General features: G+C 33.9%; 20 protein-coding genes and 1 riboswitch. Of the genes, 16 read left to right on the top strand and 4 right to left on the bottom strand.

From position 1 onward, the window contains the following. Positions 1-21: 21 nt before the first annotated feature. From aguA to B9N79_RS11770, 6 genes are all read left to right on the top strand, one after another. On the top strand, positions 22-1140 hold the full coding sequence (gene aguA / locus B9N79_RS11795) for an agmatine deiminase (RefSeq protein ID WP_082023574.1): 1119 nt from the start codon (positions 22-24) through the stop codon (positions 1138-1140). A 472-nt stretch (positions 1141-1612) separates the two neighbouring features. Continuing rightward, entirely contained in the window at positions 1613-2968 is a 1356-nt protein-coding gene (locus B9N79_RS11790; protein ID WP_040057421.1) for an APC family permease, read from the top strand. A 53-nt stretch (positions 2969-3021) separates the two neighbouring features. After that, positions 3022-4668 carry an amidohydrolase gene (locus B9N79_RS11785; protein WP_085118413.1) on the top strand — a complete coding sequence of 549 codons (1647 nt, stop codon included), beginning with the start codon at positions 3022-3024 and terminating at the stop codon, positions 4666-4668. A 115-nt stretch (positions 4669-4783) separates the two neighbouring features. Continuing rightward, positions 4784-5362 (top strand): TetR/AcrR family transcriptional regulator, encoded by a 579-nt coding sequence (locus tag B9N79_RS11780; protein WP_046217421.1) that lies wholly within the window; start codon positions 4784-4786, stop codon positions 5360-5362. A gap of 255 nt (positions 5363-5617) precedes the next feature. Next, positions 5618-6274: a 2OG-Fe(II) oxygenase gene (locus B9N79_RS11775; protein ID WP_040057424.1), complete on the top strand. Its 657-nt coding sequence runs from the start codon at positions 5618-5620 to the stop codon at positions 6272-6274. Between the two features lie 361 nt (positions 6275-6635). Further along, positions 6636-8204 (top strand): subtype B tannase, encoded by a 1569-nt coding sequence (locus B9N79_RS11770; protein ID WP_239695511.1) that lies wholly within the window; start codon positions 6636-6638, stop codon positions 8202-8204. Positions 8205-8324: 120 nt separating this feature from the next. Here B9N79_RS11770 and B9N79_RS11765 read toward each other — a convergent pair whose 3' ends face one another. Continuing rightward, on the bottom strand, positions 8325-8795 hold the full coding sequence (locus B9N79_RS11765; RefSeq protein ID WP_046217420.1) for a hypothetical protein: 471 nt from the start codon (positions 8793-8795) through the stop codon (positions 8325-8327). 66 nt (positions 8796-8861) lie between these two features. Continuing rightward, the gene (locus tag B9N79_RS11760; RefSeq protein ID WP_046217419.1) at positions 8862-9866 is read right to left on the bottom strand and encodes a DUF3231 family protein; all 1005 of its coding nucleotides are present in this window, start codon (positions 9864-9866) and stop codon (positions 8862-8864) included. Between the two features lie 297 nt (positions 9867-10163). On the opposite strand from B9N79_RS11760, the gene B9N79_RS11755 reads away from it, so the two are divergent. The 6 genes from B9N79_RS11755 to B9N79_RS11730 all read left to right on the top strand — a co-directional run bounded on the left by B9N79_RS11755 (position 10164) and on the right by B9N79_RS11730 (position 13316). Then, entirely contained in the window at positions 10164-10319 is a 156-nt protein-coding gene (locus tag B9N79_RS11755) for a DUF1540 domain-containing protein (RefSeq protein ID WP_082023575.1), read from the top strand. A 181-nt stretch (positions 10320-10500) separates the two neighbouring features. After that, positions 10501-11085 carry a TetR/AcrR family transcriptional regulator gene (locus tag B9N79_RS11750; protein WP_046217418.1) on the top strand — a complete coding sequence of 195 codons (585 nt, stop codon included), beginning with the start codon at positions 10501-10503 and terminating at the stop codon, positions 11083-11085. Between the two features lie 81 nt (positions 11086-11166). Beyond that, positions 11167-11502: a DMT family transporter gene (locus B9N79_RS11745; protein ID WP_019391055.1), complete on the top strand. Its 336-nt coding sequence runs from the start codon at positions 11167-11169 to the stop codon at positions 11500-11502. Then, complete coding sequence (locus B9N79_RS11740; protein WP_040057429.1) at positions 11502-11816, top strand: DMT family transporter; 315 nt, start codon at positions 11502-11504, stop codon at positions 11814-11816. The genes B9N79_RS11745 and B9N79_RS11740 overlap by 1 nt, the downstream gene beginning before the upstream one ends. A 100-nt stretch (positions 11817-11916) precedes the next feature. After that, positions 11917-12435 carry a spermidine N1-acetyltransferase gene (gene speG / locus B9N79_RS11735; protein ID WP_046217417.1) on the top strand — a complete coding sequence of 173 codons (519 nt, stop codon included), beginning with the start codon at positions 11917-11919 and terminating at the stop codon, positions 12433-12435. A gap of 584 nt (positions 12436-13019) precedes the next feature. Beyond that, the gene (locus B9N79_RS11730) at positions 13020-13316 is read left to right on the top strand and encodes a hypothetical protein (RefSeq protein WP_019391058.1); all 297 of its coding nucleotides are present in this window, start codon (positions 13020-13022) and stop codon (positions 13314-13316) included. A gap of 536 nt (positions 13317-13852) precedes the next feature. Here the strand turns inward: B9N79_RS11730 and B9N79_RS11725 are convergent. Continuing rightward, complete coding sequence (locus tag B9N79_RS11725) at positions 13853-14248, bottom strand: DUF3224 domain-containing protein (RefSeq protein ID WP_040057431.1); 396 nt, start codon at positions 14246-14248, stop codon at positions 13853-13855. Positions 14249-14427: 179 nt separating this feature from the next. Further along, positions 14428-15267: a CBF family alpha/beta fold macrolide esterase gene (gene mleCBF / locus B9N79_RS11720; RefSeq protein ID WP_040057432.1), complete on the bottom strand. Its 840-nt coding sequence runs from the start codon at positions 15265-15267 to the stop codon at positions 14428-14430. A 223-nt stretch (positions 15268-15490) separates the two neighbouring features. On the opposite strand from mleCBF, the gene B9N79_RS11715 reads away from it, so the two are divergent. The 4 genes from B9N79_RS11715 to B9N79_RS11700 all read left to right on the top strand — a co-directional run bounded on the left by B9N79_RS11715 (position 15491) and on the right by B9N79_RS11700 (position 17906). Next, a complete protein-coding gene (locus tag B9N79_RS11715; protein WP_040057433.1) occupies positions 15491-15838 on the top strand; it encodes a PadR family transcriptional regulator in 348 nt (115 codons plus the stop codon). Then, positions 15825-16823: an HAAS signaling domain-containing protein gene (locus tag B9N79_RS11710; protein ID WP_046217416.1), complete on the top strand. Its 999-nt coding sequence runs from the start codon at positions 15825-15827 to the stop codon at positions 16821-16823. The genes B9N79_RS11715 and B9N79_RS11710 overlap by 14 nt, the downstream gene beginning before the upstream one ends. 266 nt (positions 16824-17089) lie before the next feature. Then, positions 17090-17191, top strand: a riboswitch (guanidine-I (ykkC/yxkD leader). 59 nt (positions 17192-17250) lie between these two features. After that, on the top strand, positions 17251-17592 hold the full coding sequence (locus B9N79_RS11705) for a DMT family transporter (RefSeq protein WP_040057435.1): 342 nt from the start codon (positions 17251-17253) through the stop codon (positions 17590-17592). Further along, entirely contained in the window at positions 17592-17906 is a 315-nt protein-coding gene (locus B9N79_RS11700; protein WP_046217415.1) for a DMT family transporter, read from the top strand. Before B9N79_RS11705 ends, B9N79_RS11700 begins: the two co-directional genes overlap by 1 nt. Positions 17907-17958 lie beyond the last annotated feature (52 nt).

Raw genomic sequence — 17958 nt, 5'->3', positions numbered from 1 at the left:
AGGTTTAAGGAGGAATTTACAGTGAGTTTATCAATTACAAATAGTACACCTAAAAAGGACGGGTTTAGAATGCCCGGAGAGTTTGAACAACATGCAGGTACATGGATGTTATGGCCTGTTAGAACAGATACGTGGCGCAATGGAGCAAAACCTGCACAACAAGTTTTTGCTAAAGTAGTAAGTTCTATCTCTGAGTTTGAACCTGTTACCGTAGGTGTGAACGCAGAACAGTACGAAAATGCAAGAGCTATGCTTCCTCATCATGTTCGAGTTGTAGAAATCTCTTCAAATGATGCTTGGATGAGAGATATTGGTCCTACATTTGTAAAGAATGAGGAGGGAGAGATAAGAGGAATAAACTGGGGGTTTAATGCTTGGGGAGGACTTCAAGGAGGATTATACTTTCCCTGGGATCTTGATTTAATGGTGAAAAAGAAAGTTCTTGAAATCGAAAACAAAAACTGTTATGAATGTACAGAATTTATCTTAGAAGGTGGATCTATTACGGTAGACGGAGAAGGAACTTTAATTACAACAGAGCAATGTCTATTAAACAAGAACCGCAACCCACATCTTTCTAAAAGTGAAATTGAAGATAGATTAAAGGAGTATTTAAACATTGAAAAAGTAATATGGCTTAAAGATGGATTGATAGGAGATGAAACAGATGGACATGTAGATGACTTGGCTTTTTTTGTTCGTCCAGGAGAAGTTGCTATTGGCTGGACAGAAGATGTTAATCATCCTCAATACCATGTTCATCAGGAAGCATATAAAATACTAAAAGAAGCTACAGATGCGAAGGGCAGACCTCTAATCATTCATAAAATTGAATTACCTAATGAACTTATTCTCTCTAAGGAAGCCAGTGAGAATATTGATTTTGCATCGTCTAGTTATAAGCGTGAAGAAGGCATGCCTTTTGTTGCCACATATATTAATTGCTATCTATGCAACGGAGCTGTAATTGTTCCTTCATTTGATGATCCAAGTGATGATAAAGCTCGAAAGAAATTTGAGGAAATTTATCCAGATCGAAAAGTCATCTTAATAGATACGCGTGAGCTTCCGATAGCTGGAGGAAATATTCATTGTATTACACAACAACAACCTGCATCTACGTCTCAGAAAAATTATTAAGTAAAAACCATATTAAAAGTTAATTTGTCATCTTATCTATGTAAGACAAGATGACAAATTTCAACATAAAATATATCTATATGCTATTCTTGGAATGGAAAACAACCAGCAGCCAGTAACCATATTTCTCTTCAAATGCCTTACAATTGTATTTCTTAATGTGCAGTCACTCGATTAACTGATTAGTCATAAATCAACATCCTGCCTATACTAACTAACGGTAGTTAATATTGGGTAGGGTGTTATGTCAAAAATAAAAATAAATGATGATCTACTCCTATACATCTACTTATAAAATCTTATCCTGCATAAACAAGTATATTTTAGCTTCCTTATTAAAAACTCTCATTTCTTCCGCAGTATATAGATAATTATCATCGTTTTAATAATCTTTGTGGTGCCATTTTAGTATTTACATAAAATGAGATTTATATAAATTTTAAGACATTATTGAATGAAGGAGGAGAGTGTTATGACAAAAGAAACATCTGAGTTGAAACCTTTGTTAAATACAAGGCATATCGTTTTATTTGGTCTATCTTTTATGGCCCCTATTACTGTTTTTAGCACATATGGCATCGCTATTAATCAAACTAAAGGGATGGTGCCAACAGCTTATATTATTGCTTTAATGGTTATCTTATTCACTGCTTATAGTTACGCCAAAATGGTTAAAGTTTATCCTGCCACTGGTTCTGCTTATGCTTTTGTTCAGAAAGGGATTAATTCACATCTTGGTTTTCTAGTAGGATGGGTCATCTTGCTAGATTATATGTTTAGCCCTATGATTAGTTCCTTACTTTTTGGAACTATGCTAAATGCGTATTTTCCAAAAGTTCCAATCGAACTTTGTATTGTGTTTTTTGTGGTAATTGTAACGATAGTTAACATTTTGGGAATTAAAATTGCTACAAATGTTAATACCTTTCTTGTCTTTTTCCAAATCTCTTTCATTCTCATTTTTAGTTTCTTTTGTATACAGGGATTGATCTCAGGAAAGGGGGAAGGGGAACTATTTACGAGAGAACCTTTTTATAGTGCAAGTGTTGATTGGAATAACATTCTATCTGTTGTTCCTCTCCTATGTTTTAGTTTTCTCGGGTTTGATGCGATTACTACGTTGGCTGAAGAGACTAAAAATCCTAAAAAAGCACTCCCCAAGGCTATTTTTGCTATTACATTAATAGGAGGTCTACTCTTCGTCATTGCAACTTATTTCGCACAGGCTATATTTCCAAAGTTTAGTACGTTTCAAAATCCTGATACAGCTATAGTAGATGTCATAAAATATGCTGGAGGTAATTTTCTGAATAGCCTGTTTGTTTCTGTTGTATTAACCTCTTCCGTCTCATCTGCCATAGCCTCAGGTACTAGTGGAGCGAGGATATTGTATGCGATGGGCAGAGATAATGTTCTTCCTAAAAAAGTGTTTGGTTATATTTCTTTAACCTTTAAAACACCAATCTATAACTTATTCATAATTGCTTGTATTGCATTAAGTGCCATATTTCTAAGTATAGAAACAGCTACCTCTCTCATTAACTTTGGAGCTCTATTCTCTTTTATGTTTGTGAATATTGCTGTAATTGTTCACTATTTTATAAGAGGAAAGCAGAGGACGCTGAGAAGTGGCATATTTAATTTACTCATTCCTCTAATAGGTGCTGTTATTATTTTATTGTTTATAACGAAGTTAAATATTTACTCTCTATTATTAGGAGGAACTTGGCTATTGGTTGGTTTTATTTATTTACTATATTTAACCAAAATGTTTCAAAAGCGTCCTCCAGAATTTGATTTGCAAAACAAAAATATAAGCTCTATGTAAGAGCCTATATATAGATATGTATTTATCATTTTATAAGGAAAGAGGTAATTTATATGGATATGAAAAAAGCAGATATGGTGATTTCAAGTGATGCTTTATTTACGGGACTTACGGAGAAACCAACTTCAGGCTCAATTGCGGTTTTAGATAATAAAATTATAGGGGTAGGGTCAAAAACTGAAATTGAACATCTTATCGGAAATGAGACTAAAATATTAAATTATGGAAATCAACTCATTATGCCTGGATTTCATGATTTTCATCTTCACATTATGTTTGGTTCATTAAGTATAAATAGTGTTAATCTATCTGACGCTATGTCAGCTAAGGACGTAGCTAAAAAGGTTGGGGAATTTTCAAAGGAATGTGAGGAAGGTGAATGGATTATAGGGATGCAATGGGATGCTGGTTATTGGGATGATAAACAAGAACCACATTACAAAATCCTTGATTCTATGATTCCAAATCAACCTGTTGTTCTCTTTCATGCTGAAGGTCATTATACATGGGTAAACAGTAAGGCTATGAGTTTAGCAGGAATTAACGAAGATATAGATGATCCAAGCTTTGGTCGCTTTGAAAGAGATGAAAACGGTTTACTTACAGGGGTTTTATATGAACAAGCTCAACAGGTAGTTCTAAAAGAAGCATTAAAATTAACGCAAGGCAAAAAAGAAACGTTACTAAAAAAATTTTTAGAAATGACGGCTCAATATGGCATTACCTCTGTTAATGACCTATACGCTCCAATAGACGATTTTATTCAAGATTACAGCCTCTATGAAAAACTTGACCAACAAGGAAAATTAACAACTCGATTTCATATTACACCCGAATTAGATGGTGACTTAGAGAAAGCAGAGGTTCTTCGTGATAAATATCAATCAAAAAATCTTCAATTCTCAGGTCTAAAGCAATTTGTAGATGGAACAGTAACAGGACATACCGCTTATTTTCTAGAACCTTATTCTGATCAACCAAATTCTTATGGACACCCAGCTCTAGATGCGGAAATTTTAGTTAATAGAGTTATCGAGGCAGACAAACTCGGTTTTAGAATACGGTTTCATGCTATTGGAGATGCTGCAATTCGTTTAGCTTTAGATGCCTTTGAAAAGGCTATCGAAAAGAATGGGAAAAGAGATTCTAGGCATACGATAGAACATATTGAGGTTCTTGATCCTATGGATACGGAACGATTTTCAAAGTTAGGGGTTATGGCTTCTATGCAACCAGATCATATGGCCGCTTCATCAAGAGATGTGTATTCTGCTATTATCGGTTCTAAAAGGGAGAGAAATATCTTTCAGGCAAAAAATCTTCTAAGATCTGGAGCTCATTTATGTTTGGGAACAGACTATCCTATTTCTATATCACTAAATCCTATGAGACAAATATATACGGCAGTTACACGAATTGATAATAGTGGAGATCCAAATAATACATGGTTTCCTGAACAAAAGTTGACTATCGGTGAGGCACTACAAGCCTACACATCAGGACCAGCACATGGATGTTTTAGGGAACATGAGCTAGGCACAATTGAGGTGGGAAAACTTGCTGATATTATTGTTTTGGATCGGAATCTTTTTGAAGTGCCAACACATGAGATTCTTGAGACTAAAGTGCAACTTACAATAAAGGATGGAAATATTGTCTATGAAAAGAAAGAAGTCTCGATTTCTGAGGCATCTTCGTAATGAGATGATGTATTCTCGCTCTCTATAATGAGTGAGAATATGAAAAGAATTAGATTTAGAGGGGAAACGTGTTTATAATTTTATATAGTGATATCAGAAATTATGGAGGGTAACAATGACAAAGGATAAAATTAAAGCCGTTTCCTTAAAACTTTTTACTGAGTATGGATATGATGGAACGACCTTATCAGAAATTGCGAAGATAGTAGGGATACAGAAGCCATCAATATATAATCATTTTAAGAGTAAAGAAGATCTTTATTTATGCCTTTTTGAATTTATTCTTGAAGAGCATATCTATAAAATTAATCAACTTATAAAAGAGATTCACGAATTAGCTCCCAAAGAGAAACTAAAGTCCATTCTTCTTGACACATGTAAATATTATAAACACGATGAAAATAAATCAGCTTTTTTGAAAAGAGCTATGATTTTTCCGCCAAAGCACCTAAAACATATTCTAAATGAGAAATTTCTCTCGTCTGAATCTTCTTTTTCGTCTATTTTACATGCTATTTTTTTAGAAGGTATTGAAAAGAAAGAAATACGTCCAGGAAATATTGAAAACTTAATTATGTCTTATTTATGTTTAATTGACGGAATATTTATTGAATTTTCCTATTATGGTCCTGAAAAGATGGAATCAAGAATACAAAATATATGGGATAATTTTTGGTTTGGTGTAGGTGAATAAGATGATAGAGATCTTTGCTTGTAGGACATGCGCCTCAACATGAGAAATCGGAAGAAGCTAATCGCTTTATAAGAAACTTTTTAAAGAAAAATGAATGAATAGACTGTAGGCTGCTTTCTGAAATGAGAGCGGTCTTTTTATTTACTTTACTAGCAGAATTCACTTGTCTGTTATGATATAATCCATATAGGTAAGCGATTACATATAGTTAGGTGAAGATTCAGAAAAATAATTCTTTTGAGGAGCCGGTGAAAGATGAAGCTAGATCATACATCTTTAATGACTAAAGAACAAACAATTTTTAACCATTTGGGGAGCAAAATTAAATTAAAAGATAGAGAGATTGATATTATTACTCGTTTAGAAGAGCCTCTTGTTCTAGTGTTAGGGAATGTCCTAAGTAATGAAGAATGTGATGAACTCATACAACTATCCAAAGATAAAATGCAACGTTCAAGAATTGGCGCTGCACGTGAAGTGAATAATATGAGAACGAGTAGCGGCATGTTTTTTGAAGAAAGCGAAAACGAACTTGTACATGCAATTGAAATGAGAGTTTCTGATATTATGGGCCCATCTATTGAGCATGCTGAAGGTCTCCAAATTTTAAAATACTTACCTGATCAGGAATATAAAGCACATCATGATTATTTTGCTTCTACAAGCAAAGCATCTAAAAATAATCGCATTAGTACATTAATTATGTACTTAAACGATGTTGAAGAGGGGGGAGAAACTTATTTTCCTAAGCTAGGTTTCTCTGTATCTCCCCAAAAAGGAATGGGCTTGTATTTTGAATATTTTTATGAAAATACCGAACTTAATGAACTCACCCTTCACGGCGGAGCGCCTGTTGTGAAAGGAGAAAAATGGGTCGCTACTCAGTGGATGCGAAAACAAAGAGTTCGATGAAAAAATCACGCAGAGCGTGATTTTTTATTTTGCTTTCAATTCCTAAAAGAAAAATCTTAAGGTTTTCTTAAGGTTTATTCGCAATAATACGTGTAGTCAATAAATTTTAAATCTAGAGGTGCTGTTTCACATGAAAGGAGGGAGACTAGTTCTTATTTAGTTTCATTTAAATTCACTTTAATATTTTTATTAGTACAGGTAATGATGGGAGAGAAATTTGATATAAGCTATCTATAATAGAGGGTACAAAGATGTTGTACTATACACCTCTAATACAGGAAGCCCGTCTAAAAGGAAAAAGTATAGTTTTTAAGAAGGAGATTAAAAAATGAAAGCTAAAAAAATACTTACTTCTGTTTTGGTGTGTGGGTTTCTAAGCGCGCCATTGATGAATGTTTCTGCTGCTAATTCAGATACTAATACAACTACAAAGTACAGTTTAAAATTTAACTCGAATAACTACACAGAAGAGACGGCAACAGTAGACGGAAAAACGATTACTTATCGTGCTTACGAAAAAATCGTTTATGTTAAGAATCCTGTTGACACGAAGTATGAAATTATGAATATTTATGTGCCTGAAGAGTATTATGATGGAACATCCATTGGTAGCTACAATGCAGATACCGCGCCTATCTTCTTTCCAAATACAGTTGGGGGTTATATGCCTGCAGAGCCGGGAAGTCCTGGTCTAGATGAACGAAGTGGGGAACCAAATGCGGCACTTGTGGCACTATCAAAAGGATACGTGGTAGCAGAGTCTGGTGCACGCGGTCGAACAACGCAAAATGAAAGTGGAGAATATACGGGTAAAGCTCCTGCGGCTATTGTGGACTTAAAAGCTGCGGTTCGTTATTTACGTTATAACGATAAAATTATGCCTGGTGATGCTGAGAAAATTATTTCAAATGGGACAAGCGCAGGTGGTGCACTCTCTGCTTTGCTTGGTGCTACTGGTAATAGTAAGGATTACGACTCTTATTTAAAGAAACTTGGAGCAGCAAATGAGCGTGACGATATCTTTGCCGTATCTTCCTACGCTGCAATCACAGATTTAGATCATGCTGATATTGCCTATGAGTGGCTATTTAATGGTATTAATGATTATAAGAAGCTTGTCATTTCTAGCGATACCGACTATCACATTCAAAGAGAAATGGTGGAAGGAACGTTGACCGACGATCAAATCCAAGTCTCAAACGAACTAAGTGCTCTATTCCCTAACTATGTAAATAGTCTAAAGCTTACCGATTCTAATGGAACACCATTAACATTAAATAAGAATGGTAACGGTACGTTTAAAGAGTATGTTAAATCCTTTGTTATGAATTCCGCGCAAAAAGCACTAGACAGCGGGACCGATTTATCTTCTCTTACATGGATTACAATTAAAGATGGAAAAGTGACTAACCTTGATTTTGATCAATACATCCAATACGTCGGCAGAATGAAGACTCCGTCTGCGTTTGATGGCTTGGATTTAACCAATGCTGAGAACGAGCTGTTTGGTACGTCAACTACGAAGGCTCAGCACTTTACTCAGTATGGTTTAGAGAATAGCACAGTGAGCAGTACACTTGCGGACGCCTCCCTAATAAAAATGATGAACCCGCTGTACTATATCGGAGCAAAGGGAACTACTACTTCTTCGTATTGGCGTATTCGTCAGGGCACAGTAGATAATGATACCTCTCTCGCCGTTCCAACTCTTTTATCAGCAAAATTGGAAAACAACGGGTTCAATGTTGATTTCTCTATGCCTTGGGACCAATCGCACGGCGGGGATTATGACTTAGATGAGCTGTTTGAGTGGACGGATGATATCGTTGCATCATCAAAAGCTTCTACATCTTCTAATGTTAAAAAGATAGCTAACACATCCAACAATGAAAAGGGTAGCAATGTAAATAAGAACACAAAAAGTTCTTGATTATGTTCAATAGACTATCATACAAAGAAGAAGTTCATCTTTTATTTTTAATACACATGCTAGATTTTGAGAAACAGACAGAATTTTTACTGTCTGTTCTTTTTGGTGAAAAAGAGTTTTTTATGAGCTGGAGTGTTCTATTTTCCAAAGAATTATTTTCTTTATAGTCATTCCAACTAGTAAGCCAATTGGTAGACAAAGAAAGGATAGCCATATTGGTCCTAATAATATATTCTTTATCGTAAACGTAGAGGAGTAAATGACTCCAACTGTAACAACATAGGCGGAGAATACAAATGGAATAAACATGAAAGGGGAATGCTCATCCTCAACATCTCTATAAGCATCCCACATCGCAAAAAAATAAAGGCAGGGGTAAAACATTAACCATTGGTAATTGGTTTGCTCAATTGCCTTTTCAATTTCTCCTTGAAAGCTTAATATGATAACTGTATTAAAATTAGACTGAACATTGATTAATATTTCTAATCCAATAAATAGAATTCCTTTTACAAGTTTCCTATTCATTAGTTGAGGAAAACCTGGTAATGCTATGCTCCAAAAAATACTTTCTAATCCCTTTTTGGTCATTTTCTTCACTTCTATTTTTTATTTTTCTAGAGTGCTCAATTCATATGCAATCTAATTTTGTTATGATTAATCCTTCATTAATTTTGTTCGATCTTCCATTTGTGGTGGTTCCTCTAACCAACCGTTTTCAATCATAATTTTAACTCCATCATCAGCATAGAAGTAGATATCCTTTGCAATTAATATCGTTTTCATCGATATATCTTTTCTCAGACTGAAAATGGTTCCAAAACTACTTCCTACAAGTCCAAAACCATTTAGAAGGTAAATGCAAAACATCATAAGTTTTTGTGAAAATGGAGCCTCTTTAGAAGTTGTTACAGTACTTCCAGAAGTTGCAGAAAACTGAACATCATTTTGAAGAAGAATGTCTTCAAATACTTTTATCTGTTTTTTAGCCAGTTCTTTTCCTTTCACAAAATATTGTTTAACTTCTTTATTTGTTGCACATTGTGCGAATCCAGTAATCAACTGCATTCCAATATTATTTGTCTCGATTCCATGATGAAGATAACCTAGTTCAATGTCATTCAAAGCTCTTTTTTTATTAAAGGGATTAAATCCATTTAAATAATTTTTACTTTCAACAAACTCAGAGGACTTAGGCATTGTTACCTTAGGTGGACGGGTAAGAATCTCTTTTTCGAGTAAATAAAGAGTAGATGATTTATAAATTTTTTGGGTGGTAGAAGTCAAACCTTCATAAATTTCCATAACCTCATCTTGATAGGACATATTCATATTAAGTGTGTACATGCCCATACTAATTTCTTTTAAAATACGCACGAACATAATATCAAATCCATTGTCATATAACTTAGGAGCTTCTAAATTAACATCTGCTTCAGTAAATCCAATAGGTATAGTTATACCTTGCTCTTGAAAAATGTTCTTTATCTTTGATACATAGTAACTTAGTTCTTGCCATAAGCCTCCCATTATATTTTTAGCTTGTTGATCATCAGCTTTTTCAATGAAATACTCTAATATTCTTAAAATCATGGTTTTTTCTTGATATGTAAGCCAAAGGGTACCGAGTTCTGAAGCACTTATGGGATTTTTATTTTTCACAATACTTTACCTCCATTTCTATAATTAAATTGTGCTTCAAATGGTTATTAATTATCCAATAAAATATTTTTACTGATCGACATTGTAAGATATCTATAATTGTTTTGTTCTTCAATAACCAGCACAATTATAAGAAAAAATTTATTGATCATTTTTAATCCGAAACTTTTTATAATCATTACTTCTAAAGGGATACTTCTGATAAATCCCATTATGGTAATTAGATTTGTATAAGATACACAAATAGTATTGACTATATTATATCTGTTAATAATAACAAAAAAGGAGGTGTAAACGATGGCTCAAGATGTTCTTTGCGAAGTCAGCAATTGTACGTATTGGGGTTCTGGAAACAAGTGTCAGGCAGATGCCATTTATGTAGTAAGTCATAAGGGTGAAGAAGCATCAAATAGTGAAGAAACAGACTGCAAAACATTTAAACCACAGCATTAATTTTTTAAAAGGTAACCAGAAGTCTGGTTACCTTTTATGATTTGTATTATTAGTAATGAAAATGATTTTCATTCATGCTAGGTAATAACCCTAAATTTTTCTGTATCATTATTACCTAGAAATTCTATAAATAATGTGTTAGAATGAATGAACGTCATTCATTTAAGAAGGGAGATGCCTTATGCAAAAGAAATCAGATGATAAATATAAAAGAATTTTGCAAGCTTCTATAGAAGTTATATCTGAGAAAGGTCTTCATAAAGCATCTATATCAGAAATTGCTAAACAAGCTGGAATTGCACAAGGAACTTTTTATTTATACTTTAAATCAAAACATGACTTGATACCTGCTATTGCAGATTACCTTTTGACTCTCACTTTGAAAAGCGTTCAAGAAGAGGTAAAGGAAGGAGAGAGCTTCTGGGATACTTTGAAAGTCCTAATTGTTGATACTTTTAAGATTACCGAAAAGCATAAGGATATCATTGTGCTTGTTTATTCTGGGCTTGCTTTCAATCATTCTTTAGACAAATGGGAATTAGTATACGAACCTTATTACAGCTGGATTGGGAATGTAATGGAGAAGGCCGTTAAACAAAATGAGATTAGAAGTACAACAAACGTCAAGTGGACTTCCAAGACGATTATCAATCTGATTGAAAATGCAGCTGAAAGATATTATATAGGCCAAGAACAAGATCAATCTCTAGAAAAGTATCAGGCAGAGTTGTTTAATTTTATTAAGAGATCATTACTTAATGAATAAAAATTATTGGGGATACCCAGTAATTTTTATGACTCAAAAAATGAATGACGTTCATTCATTATTATAAGGAGCTGAGAGGATATGAATTGGTTATTTGTATTTATTGCGGGACTTTTAGAGGTAGTATGGGCCTCAGGATTGAAACATGCTGAAACAGGATTCCAATGGGGAGGGACTTTTATCCTCATTCTAGTAAGCTTTATACTTTTGATTTATTCATATAAATCACTTCCTATTGCAGCTGCCTATACAGTGTTTGTCGGGATGGGAACAGTTGGAACATATCTTGTAGGAATTATTTTAGGAGATTCTTTCTCAATTAAACAACTTGTTTTTTTAGGTATTTTATTAGTTGGGATAATAGGAATGAAAGTATTCACAGGAAAAGAGACATATGAAGCTAGAGGTGAAAAGTAATGGTTTGGGGTTTGTTATTATTAGCTGGACTTGAAGAGGTTGTTGCTACGATTGCGATGAAATATATAAATGGAAAAAGAAAAAAGTGGGCCATCCTTACAATGTCAATTGGTTTTATTTTATCCTTTTTATGTCTATCAAAGGCAATGCAAGTTATCCCAGCTGGGGTTGCTTATGCAGTATGGACAGGTATTGGAAGTATTGGGATCGCGCTAGTTGGAATGTTATGGTTTAAAGAGAAATTGAACATTTTTCAGTATTTATCATTGCTTTTTATTTTAATAGGGGTTATTGGTCTTGGAGTGACTTCATAACTATGAATTTATAAAGTTAGAACCGGAAAAGGAGAGCAGAAGTGAAAGGTGCAATTCAAAAAGCTGTAGCTATCACAAATTTATGGAGGCTAAATAAAAAATGAGTAAGAATCTTAAATTACGTCCTTTGGAACGTGAAGATTTAAAATTTGTACATGAACTTAATAATGATGCAAACATCATGTCTTATTGGTTTGAGGAACCTTATGAAGCTTTTGTAGAGTTACAAGATTTATATGATAAGCATATTCATGATCAAGGAGAGCGTCGTTTTATACTTGAAAAAGATGGTGAAATGCTTGGGTTAGTTGAATTAGTAGAAATTGATTATATTCATCGGAGATCAGAGTTTCAAATTATCATCGACCCTAAGCATCAAGGCCGTGGTTATGCGATGATTGCCACTAAATTAGCTATGAAATATGCCTTCTCCGTATTAAATATGCATAAACTGTATTTAATTGTAGATAAAGAAAATGCTAAGGCTATTCACATTTACAAAAAGGTTGGTTTTTCAGTTGAAGGTGAGTTAGAAGATGAGTTTTTCGTTGACGGTAGCTATCATAATGCAATAAGAATGTGTATGTTTCAAAAGCAATACTTAGAAATAGAACAATGAATATACGAAAGAGTGTGACGCGGAAAGTAAAACTATAAGGTTCACTAGTAATTTTCTCTAAAACAAGCAGTGTGATAAAAGTGCTGCTTGTTTTTTTTACTGTTTAAAGACTACTGTCAATTTTATATAAACTAAATATTAAGGATTCTTTATTTCTCTTAATATAAGTATCTTTGGTTGTCTGTTTTAATAACCCTTACTTTATCTACAGTTTAAGTGAGGTCTTTTTTTGGTAAAGAAAAGGGTAAACATAACAAAGTAGTTATATGACAAAGCCCCTGGATTTCCTGAGAATTCAAGGGCTTTTCCTGCTCATAATGTACATTATATGGAATCTCTAAGTCATAATTGACTGCTAATGAAAGAAACTAGTTTTTAAATTCCTAGGGAATGTGTTATGTTAACTCATTTTGTAATGTCATTTGCATTTTTGAAAAATATATTCAAAAAGAGAAAAACCTATTTAATGATTTTATCGTCTAATGCTTATAAAGGGGCACCATTCATTTGTCTGTCTTTTAAATAAGTTTGGGTCATTACATATGTTTTTATAAATAAGACTATTGAAAAGGAGAGAATTTAGTATGAACAAACTGTTAATTTTAACAATAGCTTCAGAATTCTTTCTTTTGGCGTCTTTCCTGCTCATTTTCTTAACAACTAGAAAGACGAAAAAGAATATTCTCTTAATACCCTTGCTGATTATTGGAGGCGCACCACTTCTCTATCTAGCCATAGATGATATGAACAATCATTATGTGGATGCCAATATCGGTTTGGGATTAGCTTTTATGTTTACCTGGATATATAGTGTAATTGCTTTTGTCATTGCCATCGTTCTCTTAGTAAAAAGAAATAATAATATTTCAAAAGAACAGTAATTACCGTTAGGGTGTAAAAAATCAAAAGATACAGTTACTATGAAATCTTGTTCAATCCCTAATGATATTAAAACAGAACAAAAATTGATTATACAATCAGCAGGAAGGAGGCACAACTAAAATAGGGGATAGCATTATAAAATCTAATGCAGCTAACAATCTCTCACTCTTCATTTATCTAAAGAATATCATGGCTTGTCTATAATTAGTCTTTATCATACAACAATCTATTCGGTGGACTTCTAGACTTCATAACATGGTCTCTTTTTTTAATAGTTTTTACAGAAATATAGACTGGACACCAGTCCATAAAAGTATACCTAAGAGAAAGGGAGCAAACTTGTTGTTACTTAATGGGTTTGCTCTTTTATTTCGTGCTTACCAAATTACAGTAACTAGATTCGTATAAAATATTCATTGATTATCTACGATTGTGTGCAATTAACATAATAGGAAAGTTGAATGGCTCTTTCGATGAAAAAGATATTCTTAATATTATAAGAAAGGTTCCTTTTACTAAACTATAGGCTGTTTTGCTAGAACTCAAAGTCTAGAATCATTTTACTAGTTTGACCTGCAAATCTATAATTATAGGACCCTTTTAGACCTTCTAAGTCACCAGTAGCTTTGATAATTGTTGCTGGAGAATCTAAATTACCTTTATCAAATATTCCTTGCTCTATAGCTGTAAATGTTCCTCGTTTCCCCTTGTAAGCTCCCTCAAAATGCAAAAAGCCAGAGATTTTGGACGTGGCCAAGTGACCATCATCTACATTGGAGTCTAAATAATATAGTAAATATTCAACAAAAGCTTTTCCTTTTAATTCACCATCAATATTATATTCAACATGAGCAATATTAATAGGGTATTCTTGTCTAGTGTTATCAATTGGCTTTTCATCCCATTTGTCTACTGTAAATGTTACCTCCATCTGCATAAACCTCCCCTAATTATTAGAGAAGTAATCTACTTTCAGTATAACGCTTAAAAAGTATCATACTACCTTTCTATAAGGTGAAAAAGCAGGTTTAAGCCTACTTTCTGAAAACAGTTACTTCTCATAAATTGTTCAACTCTTTTGAATTCTAAAACATGAACTAGTTATTTTTATTACGAGCTAATCTCTACAATTGATTTGATCATTTGTTCCCAATCTTCACTATGAATTTCATGTCCTGTACCATCAAGAGTTATTAATTTAGCATGGGGAATGGCTTTTGCAAGAGCAAGCCCATGTTCGTAAGGTAGTGCTGGATCTTCTGTTCCATGAATGATAAGCGCCGGTATACTAATTTCATTCGATCTATCATAGTATTGGTCTCCACCTTGAAGCAAAGCATGGTTAAATCTACTCGGTAGCTGTTTTGCACGATCGGCTTCTCTTTCTGCTAGTTTATATACTCTTTCCTGCTCATAAAGTTTTGCTCCACTTAAAGTTTTCCATCCACCTGCAAGATAGTGAACTACTTCCTCACGATTTGACCAGTCTATGGAGGAACTCTTTGAATGGTAATCGAGTATACACTGATCCATAGGAGGCAACTTTTCCATCTCAGTTCCAAATACACTTGATGCAATTAAAGTAAGGGAGCATATGCGTTCTGGATATCTGAGAGCAAGAATCTGGCCTATCATTCCTCCAAGAGACATTCCCACAATGTGGACCTGTTCTATAGAATAAGCATCTAGAACTCCAATTGCATCATCAGCAAGGTCTGTTATTGTATAGTTTGAAGTACCAGGCGTATAAGTTGTAGATCGACCTAGATCACGATGATCGTAACGGATTACAAATCTCCCTTGTTCAGCGAGGCTGATACAAAAGTCTTCATCCCACCAGTCTAACGAGGACATTGCTCCCATAATTAAAAGTACAGCAGGGTTTTCAGGGTTTCCAAAGCTTTCAGTACAAATCTCCACTTTGTCCACTTTTAGTATTTGTTCATTCATTCAGGATTTCCCACCTTTTTTTGTATTAGAGAAATGAAAGTTGCTCCTATATTCCATTCTCTAGCGGAAGACTATTTCCTTTCCAAAAAATTTTCACCTTATTTTCTATAAGATATTTTATATGAACTATGAATTAATGACTTTGTAACAATTATACTGTATGATACATAGTATAAATCATATACTGTATGACATATAGTATTAGTGGAAATGAGGTGGATAAATGAACACTTTATTAAATTCATTAATGACAGAGCTTAGGAGAGGGACATTAACCTTAGCTGTTTTAAGTCAATTACGAACACCTCAGTATGGATATTCACTTGTTCAATTACTCGAGAAATCAGGAATTGTTATTGATCAAAGTACTTTATATCCGTTGCTTCGCCGTTTAGAGAAACAAGAATTGGTGACAAGTAACTGGGATAAATCTGAGAGTAGACCCCGTAAGTATTATGTTTTAAGTGAATATGGCTTAGAGGTTTTTTTACACTTGAAGAAGGAATGGATCAATCATTCTAAAGGGCTTTGTGACTTATTAAAAGGGGATGAAGAGGATGAATTTAATTGAAATTTATATTCATGAAGTGACTCGGAGGCTGCCTGAAAAAAATCGGGAAGATATTGCACTTGAGTTACAATCGACTATTGAGGATATGTTACCTGATGATTACAGTGAAAAAGATATAAAGGTAGCTCTTGAAAAATTGGGGAACCCAGCCACATTAGCTAGTGGTTATGGAGATCGTCCAATGCACTTAATTGGCCCCCGCTATTTTGATATATATGTCACATTACTAAAAATGATTTTACCGATTGCTGCTGTCATTTCATTGATCTCAATGATTGCCCAATACTTTGTAGGGTATCAGGGTGAGGAAGCCTTAATAAATGTAGTCTTAGATATCATTGGTTTCGGCGTGTGGAAAATTATTGAAGTTGGTATCCAAGTGTTCTTTTGGCTAACAATCGTTTTTGCCATTTTGGAACGAACGGATAAAAGAAAAGATGAGCAGCCATTAACAGCAAGCTTACAAAAATGGACTCCTGATGATTTGAAAAACATCGCTTATGTTCCTAAGAAAAAGGCTATTTCAAAGTTCGAAGTATTTGGAAGTTTAATGTGGACTGCGATCTGGGCAACCCTTTATTTTTATGCGAATCATCTTGTAGGTGTATATAGAGACAGTGGAAACGGACTTGAATTTGTGACATCAGCCTTAAATCAAGAAGTATTAATGGAGTATTGGCCAGTCGTCGTTATTGTCATTGTGTTCGAAATAGCATTATCCCTCTATAAATTAATAAAAGGACAGTGGACGAAAAGAATAGCAATTTCCAATACTATCCTTCAGCTAATTGGTACCGTTGTGTTTATTGTCATAGTAGTAAATTCAAATTTACTCAACCAAGGTTTTATTGCTTATATGACGGATTTATTTACTATTACGGGTAATGAATTTAAAACATGGATAATTAGCGGCGGGATTTTCTTCTTTATAATTTCAGCGGCAATTAGTGTATTCGATGGTTTTCGCAAGGCTAATATTCGTTAACTCATATTTGTTTATTACAACAACTAGTATAAAAGGATCTTCATTTGAAGGTCCTTTTCCAGTTCCAGTACAGTATCAATAATTCGAGTTAGATTAACTAGCTATCTTTAACATAGATTCATATTCTTTGTTTCTTAGGTGAATATAGAAACAATACTTGGTAAACATATATATTCCGCCCATTGATATATAGCGTATGAACTAGAAAAATACGATATCCTTGAATAATTTTTTAATGTGTGTATACTATAAGATAATTAGATAAGAAACATGTTTTCTAGGGTTCCGTAACGAATACGTTAGCCTGGTCCGAGAGAAAACTCATAGTTGATTAAACTATGCCACGGAAGGATAAAAGCCTGGGAGAAACTGTGTATCAGTTGTCTCTCAGGCTTTTTTATTTTATTAAAAAGGGAGGTTTATTGACATGGATAAAAATTGGATTAAAGTCATTGTAGCAGCAATATTTGAAGTAGGGTGGGTTGTTGGACTAAAACATGCTTTTGATTTCTGGACATGGTCTGGAACAGCAATCGCTATTTTCATCAGTTTTTATTTGATGATAACAGCAGGACGAAAGCTTCCGGTAGGGACTGTTTACGCTGTTTTTGTAGGGCTGGGTACAACGGGTACTGTGTTATTTGAAGTTTTCTTCTTCGGAGAAGCATTTAAAGTATCTAAAATTTTCTTAATTCTCTTGTTATTAATAGGTGTAGTTGGATTAAAGCTCGTTACCAAAGATAAGTCTAAAGAAGGGAGGAAGGCATAATGGCATGGATTTCCCTAGTATTGGCCGGGATATGTGAAATGTTCGGCGTCATAATGATCAATAAAGTCAATAAAGAACGCACATGGCGAGCGCTTGTTCTTTTAATTATTGGATTTGGTGCAAGTTTCATCTTCCTTGCCTATGCAATGAAGACACTACCTATGGGCACTGCTTATGCAGTTTGGACCGGTATTGGAGCTTCAGGAGGAGCTTTATTATCGATGATTTTTTACGGAGAATCAAAAGATTGGAAAAGACTTCTCTTTATTGTAATGATTTTGGGAGCAGCTGTAGGGGTAAAGTTAATTTCTTAGAGTGTTATTCCTTTAATAGATTTTCAGAGAGTATATAAATTTAAAGAAGAAA

This window comes from Priestia filamentosa, from assembly GCF_900177535.1.
GTDB classification, from domain to species: Bacteria; Bacillota; Bacilli; order Bacillales; family Bacillaceae_H; genus Bacillus_I; species Bacillus_I filamentosa.
The sequence above is the reverse complement of the archived record's forward strand: the minus strand, read 5'-3'. Positions and strand labels throughout refer to the sequence as shown.